The 16,954-nt window shown below is 40.5% G+C and carries 14 protein-coding genes and 1 pseudogene; all 15 read right to left on the bottom strand.

The features are described 5' to 3' along the window. Nucleotides 1–144: 144 nt before the first annotated feature. Entirely contained in the window at nucleotides 145–270 is a 126-nt protein-coding gene (locus HOO54_RS24240; protein WP_172294997.1) for a peptidoglycan-binding domain-containing protein, read from the bottom strand. A 376-nt stretch (nucleotides 271–646) separates the two neighbouring features. Then, entirely contained in the window at nucleotides 647–928 is a 282-nt protein-coding gene (locus HOO54_RS10525; RefSeq protein WP_172294995.1) for a putative quinol monooxygenase, read from the bottom strand. Between the two features lie 594 nt (nucleotides 929–1,522). After that, complete coding sequence (mutL, locus tag HOO54_RS10520; protein ID WP_172294993.1) at nucleotides 1,523–3,388, bottom strand: DNA mismatch repair endonuclease MutL; 1,866 nt, start codon at nucleotides 3,386–3,388, stop codon at nucleotides 1,523–1,525. Between the two features lie 16 nt (nucleotides 3,389–3,404). Next, nucleotides 3,405–5,987 carry a DNA mismatch repair protein MutS gene (gene mutS, locus HOO54_RS10515; RefSeq protein WP_172294991.1) on the bottom strand — a complete coding sequence of 861 codons (2,583 nt, stop codon included), beginning with the start codon at nucleotides 5,985–5,987 and terminating at the stop codon, nucleotides 3,405–3,407. Nucleotides 5,988–6,080: 93 nt separating this feature from the next. Next, the gene (gene cotE / locus HOO54_RS10510) at nucleotides 6,081–6,629 is read right to left on the bottom strand and encodes an outer spore coat protein CotE (protein WP_172294989.1); all 549 of its coding nucleotides are present in this window, start codon (nucleotides 6,627–6,629) and stop codon (nucleotides 6,081–6,083) included. A gap of 373 nt (nucleotides 6,630–7,002) precedes the next feature. Beyond that, nucleotides 7,003–7,412 (bottom strand): annotated as a pseudogene (gene tnpA, locus HOO54_RS10505) (IS200/IS605 family transposase); the annotation flags it as partial. Nucleotides 7,413–7,605: 193 nt separating this feature from the next. After that, nucleotides 7,606–8,037 (bottom strand): regulatory iron-sulfur-containing complex subunit RicA, encoded by a 432-nt coding sequence (gene ricA, locus HOO54_RS10500; protein WP_172294987.1) that lies wholly within the window; start codon nucleotides 8,035–8,037, stop codon nucleotides 7,606–7,608. 1 nt (nucleotide 8,038) lies between these two features. Further along, nucleotides 8,039–9,568 (bottom strand): tRNA (N6-isopentenyl adenosine(37)-C2)-methylthiotransferase MiaB, encoded by a 1,530-nt coding sequence (miaB, locus tag HOO54_RS10495; RefSeq protein WP_172294984.1) that lies wholly within the window; start codon nucleotides 9,566–9,568, stop codon nucleotides 8,039–8,041. A 203-nt stretch (nucleotides 9,569–9,771) separates the two neighbouring features. Next, on the bottom strand, nucleotides 9,772–10,032 hold the full coding sequence (spoVS, locus tag HOO54_RS10490; RefSeq protein ID WP_003181955.1) for a stage V sporulation protein SpoVS: 261 nt from the start codon (nucleotides 10,030–10,032) through the stop codon (nucleotides 9,772–9,774). A 187-nt stretch (nucleotides 10,033–10,219) separates the two neighbouring features. Beyond that, complete coding sequence (locus tag HOO54_RS10485) at nucleotides 10,220–11,014, bottom strand: TIGR00282 family metallophosphoesterase (protein WP_172294982.1); 795 nt, start codon at nucleotides 11,012–11,014, stop codon at nucleotides 10,220–10,222. 86 nt (nucleotides 11,015–11,100) lie between these two features. Then, nucleotides 11,101–12,660 carry a ribonuclease Y gene (gene rny, locus HOO54_RS10480; protein WP_172294979.1) on the bottom strand — a complete coding sequence of 520 codons (1,560 nt, stop codon included), beginning with the start codon at nucleotides 12,658–12,660 and terminating at the stop codon, nucleotides 11,101–11,103. A gap of 278 nt (nucleotides 12,661–12,938) precedes the next feature. Next, nucleotides 12,939–13,973, bottom strand: coding sequence for a recombinase RecA (recA, locus tag HOO54_RS10475; RefSeq protein WP_172294977.1), 1,035 nt, complete (start codon nucleotides 13,971–13,973; stop codon nucleotides 12,939–12,941). Between the two features lie 164 nt (nucleotides 13,974–14,137). Further along, a complete protein-coding gene (locus HOO54_RS10470; protein ID WP_172294974.1) occupies nucleotides 14,138–15,391 on the bottom strand; it encodes a competence/damage-inducible protein A in 1,254 nt (417 codons plus the stop codon). A 19-nt stretch (nucleotides 15,392–15,410) separates the two neighbouring features. Beyond that, complete coding sequence (gene pgsA, locus HOO54_RS10465; RefSeq protein ID WP_172294972.1) at nucleotides 15,411–15,992, bottom strand: CDP-diacylglycerol--glycerol-3-phosphate 3-phosphatidyltransferase; 582 nt, start codon at nucleotides 15,990–15,992, stop codon at nucleotides 15,411–15,413. A gap of 65 nt (nucleotides 15,993–16,057) precedes the next feature. Beyond that, nucleotides 16,058–16,951 carry a helix-turn-helix domain-containing protein gene (locus HOO54_RS10460; RefSeq protein ID WP_172294969.1) on the bottom strand — a complete coding sequence of 298 codons (894 nt, stop codon included), beginning with the start codon at nucleotides 16,949–16,951 and terminating at the stop codon, nucleotides 16,058–16,060. Nucleotides 16,952–16,954 lie beyond the last annotated feature (3 nt).

Here is a 16,954-nt window from a genome sequence, read left to right as displayed (position 1 = left end):
ATTGCGAGACTCCTGCGGAAACAGCGAACCAGGTGAGACCCAAGAGGAGCAAGGTACGGGCTCCGAGGAGGCTCGCGGATCGCCCGCGGAAAGCGAGCAAATTCCCCAATTTTTATTCATCCACACGACTTTCAGGACAGCCCCTTATACAAAAAATCTTGTCCAAGTAACTCTCCCAGCTACCCCATCCACAGCCAGACCATTCGCCTTTTGAAAAACTTTCACAGCCTTCTCAAGTCCATGACCAAAGATAGAATCAAGACCATTCACATCACCCGTTTAAAAACGATCTTTCTCGAACATTCGTTCCCTTCTGATCTCTAAACCTTATAAGATTTTTTACAAACAACACTTATTCTTATTTTTATGTTTTTTCAGCAAGTTTTAAAAAAATGGTGATCATTTTAGTGGTCACTCTGAAGTATGTGGTCAGGGCTACACTGCCAGTGTAGATGATGCCTTCAAAACAAGTATATTCGATTCTGATCACCCCTTTTATTTCAAGGGCTATTGAATTAAATATCGGATGATTTCTGAATGAAAATGATGATTGTTGGCAGAGTTGGACAACAATCCGCCAATAATTTACCACTTAATTACAAGTAGTTGATTCTTAGTCATTGAATGTCTCTTTTTAAGGAGCCTTTTAATCATTCACATTGCTTTTAATTAACCATTCTACTTCCGTTAATTCTTGTTTTTGAACGTCTTTTGTGTGTTTTTTCGTGAAATGGGCTTTAACAGCTTTTTCGTTTTCCCAAATCTCCCAAAGCATTATTTTGCGTTCTGATGGTTCAAGCGGATAAGCATGGAATTTAATACACCCTTCTTCTTTGTTAGTTTCTTCCTCAAGTTTTTTGAATTCCTTCATTATTTCATTAAGGTCTTTATCACTGATGATTTTTAAGCATGCAGTTATGTAATGCATCGAAATTCCCCCTCTTCAAATCATTTCATGGCTTTTCATTATAACATTTTCTCGAAAAATGAAAACAACTACGAAATTTGTATAATGGTTGCCCTATGGGTTTCCAAGTACTAGAGAACCTAAGGAGGGCTTCATCTCAAAGACAAGCCCTCTTTTATTTAAATCCCTTCCATTATCCGAAATTTTTTAGAACTAAAGCTTCCAATCGCTTTTCTTTTTTGAATCCTTCGTGCCGCTTTCTAATTTTCTTTTTACAGACGGCACACTAAACTTTTTAATAGGTGTTGAAGATTTAAAGTAACCCGTCGCATTTTCCTCGCTATATAAACCGCTCTGCTTGTCAATTTATAGATATGAGCAGTGTACTAGTTTTCACTGCCCTTCTTTTGAGTTTTCCAGTCAAGCGATAAATCCCTTGAATATAAGTGTTGGCATCCGTATAAACTCCCTGCAGTATATCCATTAATAGCGTGCTAACAAGACCAAGTGACCTCGGCCCTCACCGTTGATATAAAAACTCTTTTTCCGACAATAACCATGACATATAAAAAAGGTGAGACATATCGTGTCTCACGCTCAAAAAACGTATATTCCCTACATCACCCTTTTAAACATCTTCTCCATCTCATATGTCGAATAATGAATGATAATCGGGCGGCCATGCGGGCATGTGAAGGGGTCGGCTGTCCGGCGCAGCTCGTCGAGCAGAGCGCTGATTTCATCATCGCGCAAATGGCGGTTCGCTTTGATTGAGCCTTTACAGCTCATCATTATGGCCGCTTCTTCGCGAAGTTTTTTGATATCGATGTTTCGGTTATCAAGAACCTGTTGGATGATATCTTCAATAATCATCGCTTCCTCACCCTTCGGAAACCATGTCGGATGACTTCGGACGATATAGCTGCCGGCACCGAATGATTCAAGAAAGACGCCAACTTTAGCCAAATCTTCGAAATGGTCTTCAATGATCATGGCTTCATTTTTTGAATAATGGAAAGTCAGCGGTACAAGCAGATCTTGGACTTCTGGTTCGATCTCGCCAACTTTTTCCCGAAAATACTCATATTTAATTCGCTCCTGTGCAGCATGTTGATCAATGATATACAGTCCGTTTTCATTTTGCGCTAGGATGTAGGTGCCGTGCATTTGACCAATCGGGTACATAATCGGGACACGTTCTTTTGCTGTCGCTGTTTCTTCGTCGTGCTTAAACTTATTGTCCGATGGTGCTTTATATTGTTCTTCCACCATGTCTTCAATGACCTCTGATTCAGACCATACATCTTGCCGAGGAAGATCTTCCTCTTTCTCCTCTGATAGTGGTGCCTCCTTTACAATTTCTGAGAAAGAAGGCACTGAAGCTGGTTCTAGTTTAGCTTTTATATCAGGAGCATTGTCAAAACTCATTTTTTGCTGTTCAGGCTTCACAAATGAAGGAGTCGGAGGTTTCGGTGTTTGCACACTTGGGATGAGTTGCTGCTGTTTGAATACGTTTTTGATTGCATCGCGAATTAATTCGTGAAGCTCGGTCTCCTTACTCAACCGTACTTCAAGTTTAGACGGATGTACATTGACATCGACAAGGAGCGGGTCCATATTGATTTCAATAAAAGTGATCGGGTGCCGTCCGATCGGCAACAATGTATGGTAGCCTTCGTGTATGGCTTTTACAAGCGGAAAATTTTTAATGTATCTACCATTCACAACAGATGACATGTAATTTCGTGAAGCTCGGGTGATTTCAGGAAGCGCTATATAGCCCTTCACTTCAAAATCAAGGGAGCTAGCACGAAGCGGAAGCATTTTTTTGGCAACTGCTGTTCCATAAATCGCTGCCAGTACATGGCGAACATCCCCGTTCCCATTTGTTTGCAACAAAGTTTTTCCTTGGTGACGCAGCCTAATCGATACCTCTGGATGGGCCAAAGCAATTCTGTTGACAACATCTGTAATATTACCGAGCTCAGTATGGATCGTTTTCATATATTTTAGTCGTGCCGGTGTATTAAAAAATAAATTGGCTACCGTAATTTCTGTTCCTCTCCGGCTAGACGATTTTTGCTCGGAAATGATTTTTCCTCCTTGAAGTGTGAGATGGGTACCTGCTCCTTCACCAGTGCTTGTTTTGATGGTTAAGTGTGAGACAGATGCAATACTTGGCAAAGCTTCTCCGCGGAATCCGAGTGTTCTGACGCGGAACAGATCGTTTTCATCTTTGATTTTGCTTGTTGCATGACGCAAAAATGCGGTTTTGCAGTCTTCCGCATCCATCCCTTCACCATTGTCAACAACTTGAATAGAGGAAAGTCCTGCCTCTTCAACCTCGATTTCAATAACTGAACTGTTTGCATCGATTGCATTCTCGACAAGTTCTTTAACAACTGATGCCGGTCTTTCCACAACTTCACCCGCGGCGATTTTATTTGATAAATCATCAGGAAGCTGGACTATTTTTGCCAAGTTGGTTCACCTCTCTTTATTTTAGTTTTTTTTGCAGCTTGTACAATTCATTCATCACTTGTAAAGGGGTCATATCCAATAGGTTCATCGCTTTAAATTCCTCTAAAACGCCCTGTTCTTTGTTAGACAGCTTTGCTTTCATTTTTTGAGGCTGATTCGTTTCAAAGAAAGATAACTGGGCAGGCTTTTCCTCGGCTACAGCTGTCGGAGTTTCTTTTGTTGTTGGTGTCGCTTCCTTTGCACCAGCTTCAAGCTCTGCTAAGATTGTTTTGGCTCGACTGATTAAATCGGCAGGCAGTTCAGCAAGTTGAGCGACATGGATTCCATAGCTTTTGTCTGCGGCTCCTTCTTTCATTTGATGGAGAAAAACCACTTTTCCTTCATATTCTTCCGCACGAACGTGAACATTTTTCAGATCTGGGAGCTTTTCCTCAAGTGCTGTCAGTTCGTGATAGTGGGTGGAGAACAGTGTTTTTGCACCAATATGGTGATGAACGTATTCGATGATCGCCTGAGCAAGTGCCATTCCATCATATGTTGATGTACCACGACCGATTTCATCAAATAAAATCAAGCTGTTTTTTGTTGCATGGATAATCGCATTTTTGGCTTCAAGCATCTCCACCATAAAAGTACTTTGACCAGAAATTAAGTCATCGGCTGCCCCTATTCTCGTGAAAATCTGATCAAAGATCGGTAAGTTTGCTTTTTTAGCAGGGACAAAACAGCCGATTTGCGCCAAAATTGCAATTAAAGCCATCTGTCTCATGTATGTGCTTTTCCCCGACATATTTGGCCCTGTAATTAACAGCATTTGTCTGCCTTTCCCCATTTCACAGCTGTTCGGCACATATGACTGGCTATCCATTACTTTTTCAACGACCGGATGACGTCCATCAACAACTTGAACGCTGTCCTCAGAAAATATCGGCTTTACGTAATGGCGATTCTCGCTAATTGTTGCAAAGCACTGCAAAACATCGAGTTCGCTCATCATTTTAGCGAGTGTTTGCAGGCGGGGGATATATTGCTTCACCTGCTCGCGAAGCTCGGAAAACAGCTTATATTCCAGTTCACAAATATTGTTTTCCGCCTCTAGAATCAATGCTTCTTTTTCTTTCAATTCCGGGGTTATATAGCGCTCAGCATTTGTTAGCGTTTGTTTTCGTTCATAACGTCCTTCTTCAAGAAGATGAATGTTTGCTTTTGTGACTTCAATATAGTAGCCAAACACCTTGTTAAATCCGACCTTTAAGGAGCGAATCCCAGTGTATTGCCGCTCCTTTTGCTCAAGTTGGGCAATCCAGTCCTTCCCATTTTTACTTGCATCTCTATATTCATCCAGTTTTGCGTGAAAACCGTCTTTAATTAAGTTTCCTTCTTTTAAAGACAGTGGTGGATCCTCATGAAGAGCTTCTTCTAAAAGTTCTAACAAGTCATCACATGGATCAATTTTTTCTGCACGTTCTTTTGCTTTCGGATGATCAAGAGAAGTGACAAGCTGCTTTATTGCTGGAACTTGTTTTAGTGATTCCTTCAATTGAATCAAATCCCTAGCATTCACATTTCCATAAGCCACCCGGCCAGCAAGCCGCTCAAGATCGTATACTTCTTTCAGCCGTTCGCGCAAATCTTCGCGTTCAAACAGATGTGTGATCAATGTTTCAACGATCTCCTGCCGCTCTTCAATCTGGCTTTTCCGAACCAACGGACGGTCAATCCATTGTTTTAAAAGGCGGCCGCCCATCGCTGTTTTCGTCTCATCCAATAGCCAGAGAAGTGAGCCCTTTTTATTTTTTGAACGGATCGTTTCAGTCAGTTCCAAATTACGCTTAGAATATAGATCGATTTTCATCGCTTCTTCTAATTGATATGGCTGTACGTTCTGAAGATGGTCAAGGCTTCTTTTTTGCGTGCGTTTTAAATATGTGTAAAGTCTGAGAAAGGTTTGCCTCATATCATCATCTGGTACGTCTTTGACAATATCAGCCGATTTTTCTATCTCGTCTTCAAAAGAAATGGTTGCTCCTAAGCGATCTTTTAACATGGCAATGCTTTTATCACTAAAGCTACTGGCAACAACAATTTCCCGTGCTCCGACAGAATATATTTCTGACACGACATCATCAAAATTTTCAATGGTTGTTACTAGATTTTCACCTGTCGTCAAATCTGAAAACGCAAGACCGTATGTGTGCTGATTAACACTGATCGAGGCGATAAAATTATTTTCATTTTCATGGATGCCCCTTCCGTCCATGACGGTTCCCGGTGTAATCAACTGAACAACTTCCCTTTTTACGACTCCTTTTGCAGTCTTAGGGTCTTCCACTTGTTCACAGATCGCTACTTTATAACCTTTTTTGATCAGCTGTTCAATATAGGATGAACAAGCATGATAAGGAACTCCGCACATCGGGATTCGTTCATCTGTACCTCCGTCTCTGCTCGTTAAAGTGATTTCGAGTTCCTGAGATGCTTTTTTTGCATCCTCAAAAAACATCTCGTAAAAATCGCCGAGACGAAAAAATAAAAAGGCATCCTGATAATCTGCCTTAATCTTTAAATATTGCTGTATCATAGGCGTGTAACTTGCCATAAAAATCCCCCACTATGTATTTTACGTTCTATTTATTCCAAAATAGATTATAACACAAAAAAGAAACTAGGGCGGTGTTTCCCTAGCTTCCTCTTATTCTTCTGGATCTCCTACTAAAAACTCGGGATTGATATCCTCCAGTTCTTCATCTAGTTCTTCTTCCCATGCATCTTCTTCATCACTCTCAGTCCAATTAGAGTTTACTTCAACGACAACTTTTGTTTCACCCACCACTTCAGATAAAAACTCTCGTTCTGCCTGAACAACGACTTTGTTTCCATTTGGAGAAATCGTTACTTCCAGACAATTTGGTTGCTGAAGCACCTTCGCGATGACTTCATGTTCATCATCTAAGTAATTTTTGTCACGATATCTCAGTTTGATCACATCAACATATGAAACGCGTTCTGTAACAACCTCTGTTTTTGTGTTGTCAGCATATGAATACCAAACATTGATATCATAGGTCCCTTCAATTTCAACCGTTTTGCCGACTTTTTCAGCGTCATACTTATGATTGATAATCCATCCCCCTAAAATACTGGTTGGCTTTTGTGAAGGGGAGATTGTATGAGTACACTGGGTGAATTTCCGGCCTTTCGCAACCACCGCTTTTGTAATAATTTCCCTGTATTCAGACATTCGGTCATGCCTCCTTGTTTTTGATCATGTTATTTTATGCTGGGCATTTGTCTCATGTGCTAAATCCTAAGAAATGAAAAAGAGAGTCTTATATTATGAATCTGTTTAAGTGTATGCAGAAAAGCGGATAAACTTGACTTAAAATGCGAAAAGAAAAAGACATACCATTTCCACAATCAAAGGGGGTGTCCTGAAAGTCGTGTGGATGAATAAAAATTGGGGAATTTGCTCGCTGATTTATGTTGAAAAAGGACTTTTTAGACAGCTCCTTGCTCTGCGGCTGAAAGCCTCTGTTACTGGCCTCGGCCTAAAAGGCCCGCTGAAAGGGTTTCCCTTCTGCACCACATTCACTCACTCATTCTAAAGAATTTCTTTATTTCTTACGATTTTTCTCTCCCGTAAATGGGTCATATCTTTCAAACAATGTTAACTGATCTGCTATATAGTCATCTTTTAGCTGATTTCTATTATATTCTTGTATTCTTATTTCTACCCACTGTATCTACATAGAAACCCCGACACCAAAATTTTAAATTTCCATATCGATATTTCAAGTTGGCATGTCGATCAAATATCATAAGACTACTTTTTCCTTTTAAGTAACCCATGAATTGAGATACACTTCATTTTGGCGGGATACTTACTAACATATGGATGTGATCTGGGCAAGCATTTGCTTCCATTCACATAAATCTCTTATGATTTGCCCAATGCTCTTTTTATATTTTCCATAATCATCTGTCTTCTGTACTTTGGGGCAAAAACTACGTGATACTTAAAATTCCGATAAACTGTTCATGTCCTTCACGAGGGCATGCCTCCTTCTATGGTGAGATGAAGTGGTCGGGAAACCAACTTTATCCTACCATGAAGGAGGTTTTTTTATGACCACGCTATAAGCTCTCTCGAACCCCCGGTATAGCCAGGGGTTTTCCAAATCATTTTAAAAAAACAGCGCCTTTTAAAAGGCGCTGAATTATAATGAGCAGCTAGGTTGTGAGTTTTTAACTTTTGAGCCGGTCTCTCCTGTTAAAAGATTTCCTCCGGTCGATTGAATGATCTCATTTGTCACTTGGTTTGATATTGTATGAGCAACGAGTTGAAGAAGATCGTTAACTTCCATTTGAGATTGTCTAAACTCTTGGATAATCGGAATCTCATCAAGCTCTTCCTGAAGCGCATCGATTTTTGCTTCTGTTTGTTTTAACGCTTCATGTTTTTCATAATGTTTAAAGTTGACAGCTTGCTTTTGTAAGGCTTTGATTTGACTGATAATATTTGTAATCTTGCTATTTTCATTAATCTGTTCTTCAGCCTTTTTAAAGAAGTCAACTTCTTCTGTTTCTGCCATCATTTTAGCAAGTTCGCGTGCCTTTGTGACAATATCTTTTTTTGTGTAAAGAGTCATTTTATTTCACCTCGGTTGCTTCTCCTACCATTTTTCCGTCAAGCGACCATGTTTTCGCCTGATGAATTTTCACCTGAACAAGCTGACCAATTGCTTCTTTGGGTCCCTTAAAATTGACAAGCTTGTTTTTTCGAGTGTAGCCTGCGAGAATATCGGGGTTGTTCTTACTTTCACCTTCAACTAATACTTCGACAACTTGCCCCTCATATTCCTTCATTTTCTTGGCGGAAATTTCATTGACCAGTTCATTTAAACGTTGAAGACGTTCTTTCTTCACCCTCATTGGAACATTATCTTTCATTTTTGCTGCCGGTGTATCTTCACGAGGTGAATAAATAAACGTATATGCACTGTCAAACTCAACCTCTCGATACAGGGAAAGTGTTTCTTCAAACTGTTCATCTGTTTCATTAGGGAAACCGACAATAATATCGGTTGTTAAAGAAGCGTTTGGCATCGCTTTTTTGATCTTAGCGACTAATTCAAGATAACGTTCACGGTCATATTTACGTGCCATTAGCTTCAATACTGCTGAACTACCAGACTGGACTGGAAGATGGATATGATCCAACAGATTGCCGCCTTTTGCAAGCACCTCGATCAAGTGATCATCAAAATCACGCGGATGGCTTGTTGTAAACCGGATTCTAGGAATATCAATTTGATGGAGCTCATCCATTAAATCGCCGAGACCGTATTCCATATCCTCGAAATCTTTTCCATAAGCATTAACGTTTTGTCCAAGGAGCGTAATTTCTTTATAGCCTTCTGCCGCAAGCCTTCTGACTTCCTGAATGATTTCTTCAGGACGTCTGCTGCGTTCTTTTCCTCTTGTGTATGGTACAATACAATACGTACAAAATTTATCACAGCCGTACATGATGTTCACCCATGCTTTAATTTTACCATGGCGAACTTTTGGTAGGTTTTCAATTACGTCTCCCTCTTTAGACCATACTTCAATAACCATTTCTTTTGAAAGATAAGCTTCTGATAACAGTTCTGGCAGGCGGTGAATGTTATGTGTACCGAAAATCAAGTCAATAAATGGATGTTTTTTCAAAATTCTGTTGACAACTGACTCTTCTTGTGACATACATCCACAAACACCGAGAATCAAATCGGGATTATCTTTTTTTAGAGATTTTAAATGACCGATTTCACCAAACACTTTATTTTCTGCATTTTCTCGGATAGCACATGTGTTTAACAAAATGACATTGGCATCTTCTGTCGAGTCGGTCGGTTCATAGCCAAGAGCCGTAAAAATTCCTGCCATTACTTCTGTATCGTGCTCATTCATCTGGCAGCCGTATGTGCGGATATAAAACTTTCGTCCCTCACCAATGCCTTTGTATTGCTCTGCGATTTTAAAATCGTTATGATATTCAACGGCTTCTTTGCCGCGTTTTTTTGCATCCTTTAATGAAGGCGGAATATAAACAGCTTCAAAATACTTGCTGTAATCCTTCTCGGATTTTTTGTCCGCTGGATTAATCTGTCCGCTTTCAGTTCGCTGTTTCTCATTCATGTTTTTTTGTCTCCTTTCAAACAAACTCACTCTTCAGTATAAAGGTTCCAGGCTGTCAATACAACCTAGAACCCATCATTATATACTAAATGAAAATGATTATCAATGTTTTTTTCTTTGTGCCGCTATTTTCTGTAACCAAAAACAACCCACTTACATCTGTAAGCAGGTTGAAGCATATGGAATAGGAAGTTCTTTGTCTATCAGCGAGGTTCTACAATCAATTTAATCGCTGTTCGTTCTTCACCGTCAATTTGAATGTCGGTAAAGGCCGGGATACAAATCAGATCAACTCCACTTGGTGCGACAAATCCACGGGCAATCGCCACAGCTTTTACAGCCTGATTTAGTGCTCCTGCTCCGATTGCTTGAATTTCTGCAGCTCCTCGTTCTCTTAAAACTCCTGCGAGTGCACCTGCAACTGAATTCGGATTTGATTTTGCTGAAACTTTTAATATTTCCATTCCTGCTCCCCCTCTAAATTTACAATAGATAAGTGAGTGTTCATTAGAACAATCATTATTAGATATTGCTATTTCTAAAGCCATCCCCAATATTGCTTTTCAAAAATAGCAGGGTACCTTCCATTTTTACTATATTCACTAAAAGATCTGGATATTCCTGCTTTCTATTTAATATTTTTCTAAAATGCTATTCAAAAAACATATGATCATCATTAATTAAAACTCGATCAATCTTAACAGCTTTTTTACTTTGTTCATCGATATCTATGACAACTGCACTTAATGTCGTACGACCTTCGGCAACTTCAAAGCGAACAGGAAGGTTTGTTTTAAAGCGTTTGATCACTGCTTCTTTGTCAGTTCCAAGAATTCCGTCATATGGGCCGGTCATCCCCACATCAGAAATATATGCTGTACCTTTTTCAAGTACACGATTATCAGCGGTTTGAACATGTGTATGTGTTCCCACAACGGCTGACACTCTCCCATCTGTATACCAGCCAATCGCCTGTTTTTCGCTAGTTGCTTCAGCATGAAAATCGATGAAAATATACGGCGTTTTTCGAGAGGCTTCTTCAATCAGCTCATCTACTTTTTGAAAAGGACAGTCAAGCGGTGGAAGAAATGTCCGACCTTGCAGATTGATGACAGCCAACTCCTTCCCATTTGCTCTTGTATATGTCATTCCTTTCCCTGGTGTGTTTTTCGGAAAGTTAGCAGGTCTGATCATTTTGGGAACATCATCAATAAAATCGAATATTTCTCTTTTGTCCCATGTATGGTTTCCCATTGTGATCACATCAGCTCCCGCTTCTATGATTTCATGATATATTTTTTCAGTTATGCCTTTCCCATGTGCGGCGTTTTCTCCATTTACGATGGTGGCATGCGGTTTATATTTTAGTTTTAGTTTTGGCAAATAGCTTTTGAGCATATGTCTGCCGGGTGAACCGACAATATCTCCAACAAATAGAATTCTCATGTTTTGATCCTTTCTTTTTTAAAATAGGCTTTTTAATAGTGTTACATAAGAAAACAAAAAAATAAAGCGATGCATTCTGCACCACTTTATTTTGCATATTCAACTGCTCTTGTTTCCCTGATCACAGTTACTTTAATATGTCCAGGATAATCTAGCTCGTCCTCAATTCGTTTTCGAATATCTCGTGCCAGACGATGGGCTTCTAGATCGTTAATTGAATCCGGTTTTACCATGATCCGTACTTCCCGTCCAGCTTGTATCGCAAATGACTTTTCAACACCTTCATATGATTCGGAGATTTCTTCCAATTTTTCAAGGCGGCGAATATAGTTTTCAAGCGTTTCACTTCGTGCACCAGGTCTTGCGGCTGACAGCGCATCGGCTGCTGCCACGAGCACTGCGATGATGGAAGTTGGTTCCTGATCTCCGTGATGTGATGCGATACTATTGATGACGACTGGATGCTCCTTGTACTTGGTGGCAAGTTCTACACCAATTTCAACATGGCTTCCTTCCACCTCGTGATCAATCGCTTTTCCAATATCATGAAGAAGTCCTGCCCGTTTAGCAAGTGTGACATCCTCTCCAAGTTCTGAAGCCATTAGACCGGTCAAAAATGCCACTTCCATTGAATGTTTCAATACATTTTGACCATAGCTTGTTCTGAACTTTAAACGACCGAGAATTTTGATTAAATCCGGATGAAGACCATGAACACCAACTTCAAAAGTCGTTTGTTCGCCCATTTCACGAATATAATCATCCACTTCACGGCGGGATTTTTCAACCATTTCTTCGATTCTGGCAGGATGAATACGGCCATCCTGAACGAGTTTATCAAGAGCGATTCTAGCGGTTTCCCGTCTGATCGGGTCAAATCCCGAAAGAATAACAGCTTCCGGTGTATCGTCGATGATAAGGTCGATACCCGTCAACGTTTCCAATGTACGGATATTGCGCCCCTCCCGTCCGATAATACGCCCTTTCATCTCATCATTTGGAAGATTAACAACTGAAACCGTTGTCTCAGCTACATGATCAGCCGCACAACGCTGTAGGGCCAATGAAAGAATATTTTTTGCTTTTTTATCAGCCTCTTCTTTCGCACGATTTTCAGTTTCTTTCATCATGATCGCGATGTCATGGGAAAGCTCATTTTCAACTCGTTCGAGAATGATTTGTTTCGCTTCATCACGCGTCAGACTAGAAATTCGCTCTAATTCTGACTGCTGCATACGAATCATTTCATCCACTTTGCTTTCCATCTCTTCAATATGTTGTTGTCGTTCATTCAGAGAATGATCTTTCTTCTCCAACATCGCTTCCCGTTTATCTAATGATTCATCTTTTCGGTCAAGGTTCTCTTCCTTTTGAAGTAAACGGTTTTCTTGTTTTTGAAGCTCATTTCGTCTTTCACGAACTTCTTGTTCAGCTTCTATCCGAAGCGTGTGAATCTCGTCCTTTGCTTCAAGAAGGGCTTCTTTCTTCAACGCTTCCGCATCTCGCTTGGCGTCTCCAAGAATTTGTTCGGCTGCATGATGCGCACCTGAAATTTTTGCTTCGGCAATGATTTTACGAACATAGTAGCCAACAACTAAACAGAATAGGCTCAGCAAAATGGAGATGAGAATTGTTAAAGGACTCATACTTTCACCTCCTCTTGCTATGAACTTGTTTCTTGCTAAAAGTAAGTGTCGGCATGTACATTGTACTATCTCTCAACATACAGAACCTTCACAGGGAATGAAAATCGTTTCACTGCCCTTGTCAAGTTTAAATGTTTATCAATCATGTTAAGAAAAACAAGTGATACAATTTCATTGTAATTGTGTGGGAAATACTTGTCAAGCTTGCTGTCTTAACGTTTCCCATCTCACTTAAACATAGAAAAAGGTTGCCGATCTTCGCCGGCAACCTTAGAGGATTAAATTTCGAGTTCTTCCTGAGCTTCTTCTTGTGAAGCAGGACTACCTGTATCCAGTCCGTAATGCTCCCTGATCTGCTCTTGAATGGTAAGAAGGATATCTTTATTTTCTTTAAGGAATTGTTTTGCATTTTCACGCCCTTGTCCAAGACGTTCATCTTGATAAGAATACCATGCTCCACTTTTTTGGACAATGTCAAGCTCTGATCCAAGGTCGATGATTTCCCCTTCTTTTGAAATGCCTTCACCATACATAATATCGACTTCAGCTGTCCGGAAAGGAGGTGCCACTTTGTTTTTCACGACTTTGATTTTCGCCTTATTTCCCATGACATCATTTCCTTGTTTAAGCTGTTCAGCACGGCGCACTTCAAGGCGAACAGATGAGTAGAACTTCAGCGCTCTTCCGCCAGGAGTTGTCTCAGGATTACCAAACATGACACCGACTTTTTCACGAATTTGGTTAATAAAGATTGCGATCGTTTTCGATTTATTAATCGCTCCGGACAGTTTCCGAAGCGCTTGGGACATCAATCTTGCTTGCAGTCCGACATGTGTGTCTCCCATCTCACCTTCGATCTCAGCTTTCGGAACAAGCGCTGCAACAGAGTCAATGACAACGATATCAACAGCTCCGCTTCTGACAAGCGCTTCCGCAATTTCAAGCGCTTGTTCCCCTGTATCAGGTTGTGATAGCAAAAGCTCATCAATATCAACACCTAATTTTTGCGCATAAACTGGATCGAGTGCATGTTCAGCATCGATAAATGCCGCTTGACCACCCTGTTGCTGTACTTCAGCAATCGCATGAAGCGCCACCGTGGTTTTACCGGAACTTTCCGGTCCGTACACTTCAATAATCCGGCCGCGTGGATATCCGCCCACACCAAGGGCTGCATCGAGGGCTAAAGAACCGCTCGGAACAGTTGAAATTCTTGTTTCAGTTTGTTCACCGAGCTTCATAATTGAACCCTTACCAAACTGTTTTTCTATTTGTTTAAGCGCCATATCTAAGGCCGCCTGACGATCACTCATTCTATTTTTCCTCCTTTATCACTTCCGCTATATCTACTATACCTTGTTTATACGAATTTGCCAAGAAAAAAGCGAACGCATATTCGTTTTTTTAACGAATACAAATAATAAAAGAATGATCCCTTATAGAGAAACATTCTTTTTGAAAAGGAAAAAGCTTATTATTACTTACCTTCTAGCATTTTTAATAGCAGATGACAGGCATATTTAACTGAACGTCTTTGAATACTTGATCTAGAACCGGCAAACATGAATTCAAACACTTCTTCAAGTTTTCCATTTATTGAAATGGCAATAAACACTTTCCCTGGAGGATGTCCCTCCTGTGGATTCGGGCCAGCTACTCCTGTAAAGCTAATTCCGATATCACTACCTGTTTTGTCTCTTATGCCTGCAGCAAGTTCTTTCGCACATTGAGCACTGACCGCACCAAAACGATTCAAGGTTTCTTCTGCAACTCCAACACCATCACGTTTCAGTTCGTTCGTATAACAGACAACACCGCCTTTGAAGTATGCAGATGCTCCGCTCAGCTCTGTCAACGAGCTAGAAAACAGACCACCAGTAAAGCTTTCTGCAGCAGAAAGTGTCATTCCTTTCTTGACACAAGCTTTTGCAAGTTCTTCCACAAGCGATGTATGACCATACCCGTAAAAAAACTCACCGACCCGCTCTAAAATACGGTCTTCCATTTCATTTAAAAGCCGGTTCGTCTCAGACATATTGGTGTGTTTTGCCGTTAGGCGGAGTGTGACCTCTCCATCAGCCGCTAAAGGAGCAATTGTCGGATTTGTCTGTGCATCAATGATATCTTCTAAATCCGTTTCTAGCTGAGATTCTCCGATCCCAAAAAATTTGAGAACTCTCGAAACAATTTTTTCTTTTGAGCCGAGTTTTTCTAAAATTAATGGCTTCGCTTCATTTTCAAACATTGGCTCCAATTCTTTCGGTGGACCAGGAAGAAGCATATAAAACTGAGATTCATGCTCGAAAAACATCCCTGGTGCCATGCCAAAACGATTTGGCAAAACCGTCGAACCTTCAAGAATCATCGCCTGTTTCCGATTGTTTGGAGTCATTGTACGGTTTGTCTTTTTAAAATAATCTTCAATCGATTGAAAAGCTGCAGTATCAAGCTGGAGAGACCGTCCAACAGCTTCTGCGATCGTTTCTTTTGTCAAATCGTCTTTCGTCGGTCCAAGTCCGCCTGAAAAGATCAGAAAATCAGATCTTTCATGTGCTGTTTGGATCGCTTGCTTTAAACGATCAGGATTGTCTCCAACAGCCGTATGATAAAAAACATTGATCCCGATTTCAGCCAAGTGTTTGCTAATAAATTGCGCATTAGTGTTCACGATCTGCCCGAGCAGAAGCTCTGAACCGACGGCAATGATTTCAGCTTTTCTTTCCAGTTTCATTGTTTCCACTTCCCCAATATTAGTTCGATGTTTTTAAAGCATCCCAGTTTTTAACGAAATAATCCCAACCAGAGATGATCGTGAAAAAGACTGCTACCCATAAAGCAAGCAAGCCAAATGGGAAAGACACGAGTTCAAAAGGCAGATTATGAAGTAACAAAGCTGAAATCGCAATAATCTGTGCCCATGTTTTTACTTTTCCTAACATATTGGCTGCGACAACTTCTCCTGTGCCAGCAAGTACAAGACGAAGTCCTGTTACAGCAAATTCTCGGCTAATAATGACAATTACCATCCAAGCAGGGGCAAGATCGTACTGAACCAAAATAATCAACGCTGATGAAACGAGTAATTTATCTGCAAGAGGATCAAGGAATTTCCCGAAATTCGTCACCAGGTTGAGCTTTCTCGCGTAGTACCCGTCAATCCAATCGGTAACAGAAGCAAAAATAAACAATAGTGCTCCAACCAAATGAGTAACAGGGATTGATTCGGTTCCAAAAGACAAGGTTCCCCACTGAAATGGAACAAGCATAATGATCATGAAAATAGGAATGAGCGCAATTCTTGAGAGTGTAATTTTGTTCGGTAAATTAAACATTAAGGTTCCTCCATATGTATCGTTTTAGTGTCGATGAACGCAAGAAAAAGTCATCTCGCCTATGGTTAAGATGACTTTTCCTCCTTCTTATTTTGAATCGTTATGTTTTGTGTGATCACACTCTTTGGATCAAGTTCATAAGAAAGAACTTCTCCGTTAAGTTTTATTTCTATACCAGGCGCATTTCCGATCCGTAAATTAATCTGTTTCTGATCGGTTATATTTTTTTCAAAGGTTTCTCCTTTTTCCATCATTCCTTCTTTAAGAGACTGTCCTTCTCCATCCTGAACTCTAACCCAAGATTTTTCTGTTGCTTTCATTTCAAGCTCCAGCTTATCAGCTCCTGATACTTCATAGGTTGTCGAGCTCCCCTTGCTGTCAGTCGCCTTGATGCTCAATTTTTCCTTTTTATCAGCTTTTTGCTGATCTTCTTCTTTTTTGTCCTCGTCTGCGCCACCATTTTCTTTCTTTTCTTTTGTTAATGGTGAATCTTTAGGGACTTCGTACTTGCTCTGTGACTCCTCAGTTTTAGGATTGTCAGCCTTATGTTGGTCTCCTCCGCCATTTACCATTTGGATGACCACATAGATGATTGCGATCACGACAATAATCCCAGCGGTAACAAGCAAAGTGGGCAAAAGCTCAAGCGCTTTGGAAGCTGACTTTGGAAGTTCCTTCTGCGGCTTAATAGAAGAAATCCGCTCAGAAACATCGTCACTATAAGAATTCGGGATATCCTTTTTATACTCTTCAAATAAGAGCTCTGAGTCCAAACCAACAGCTTCTGCGTACTGTTTGATAAAAGCTCTCACATAAAACTTTCCTGGTATAATTTCGTAGTTTCCTTCCTCAAGCGCTGTTAAATATCTCTTTTGGATTTTTGTTACCGCCTGAAGGTCGGCTAACGACATTCCTTTTTCCTCTCTGGCTTCTTTCAGCCGAATTCCTAGTTCAGTCACAAC

The organism is Bacillus sp. WMMC1349, assembly GCF_013155385.1.
GTDB lineage: Bacteria > Bacillota > Bacilli > Bacillales > Bacillaceae > Bacillus.
This window is presented reverse-complemented; position numbering and strand designations above follow the sequence as displayed.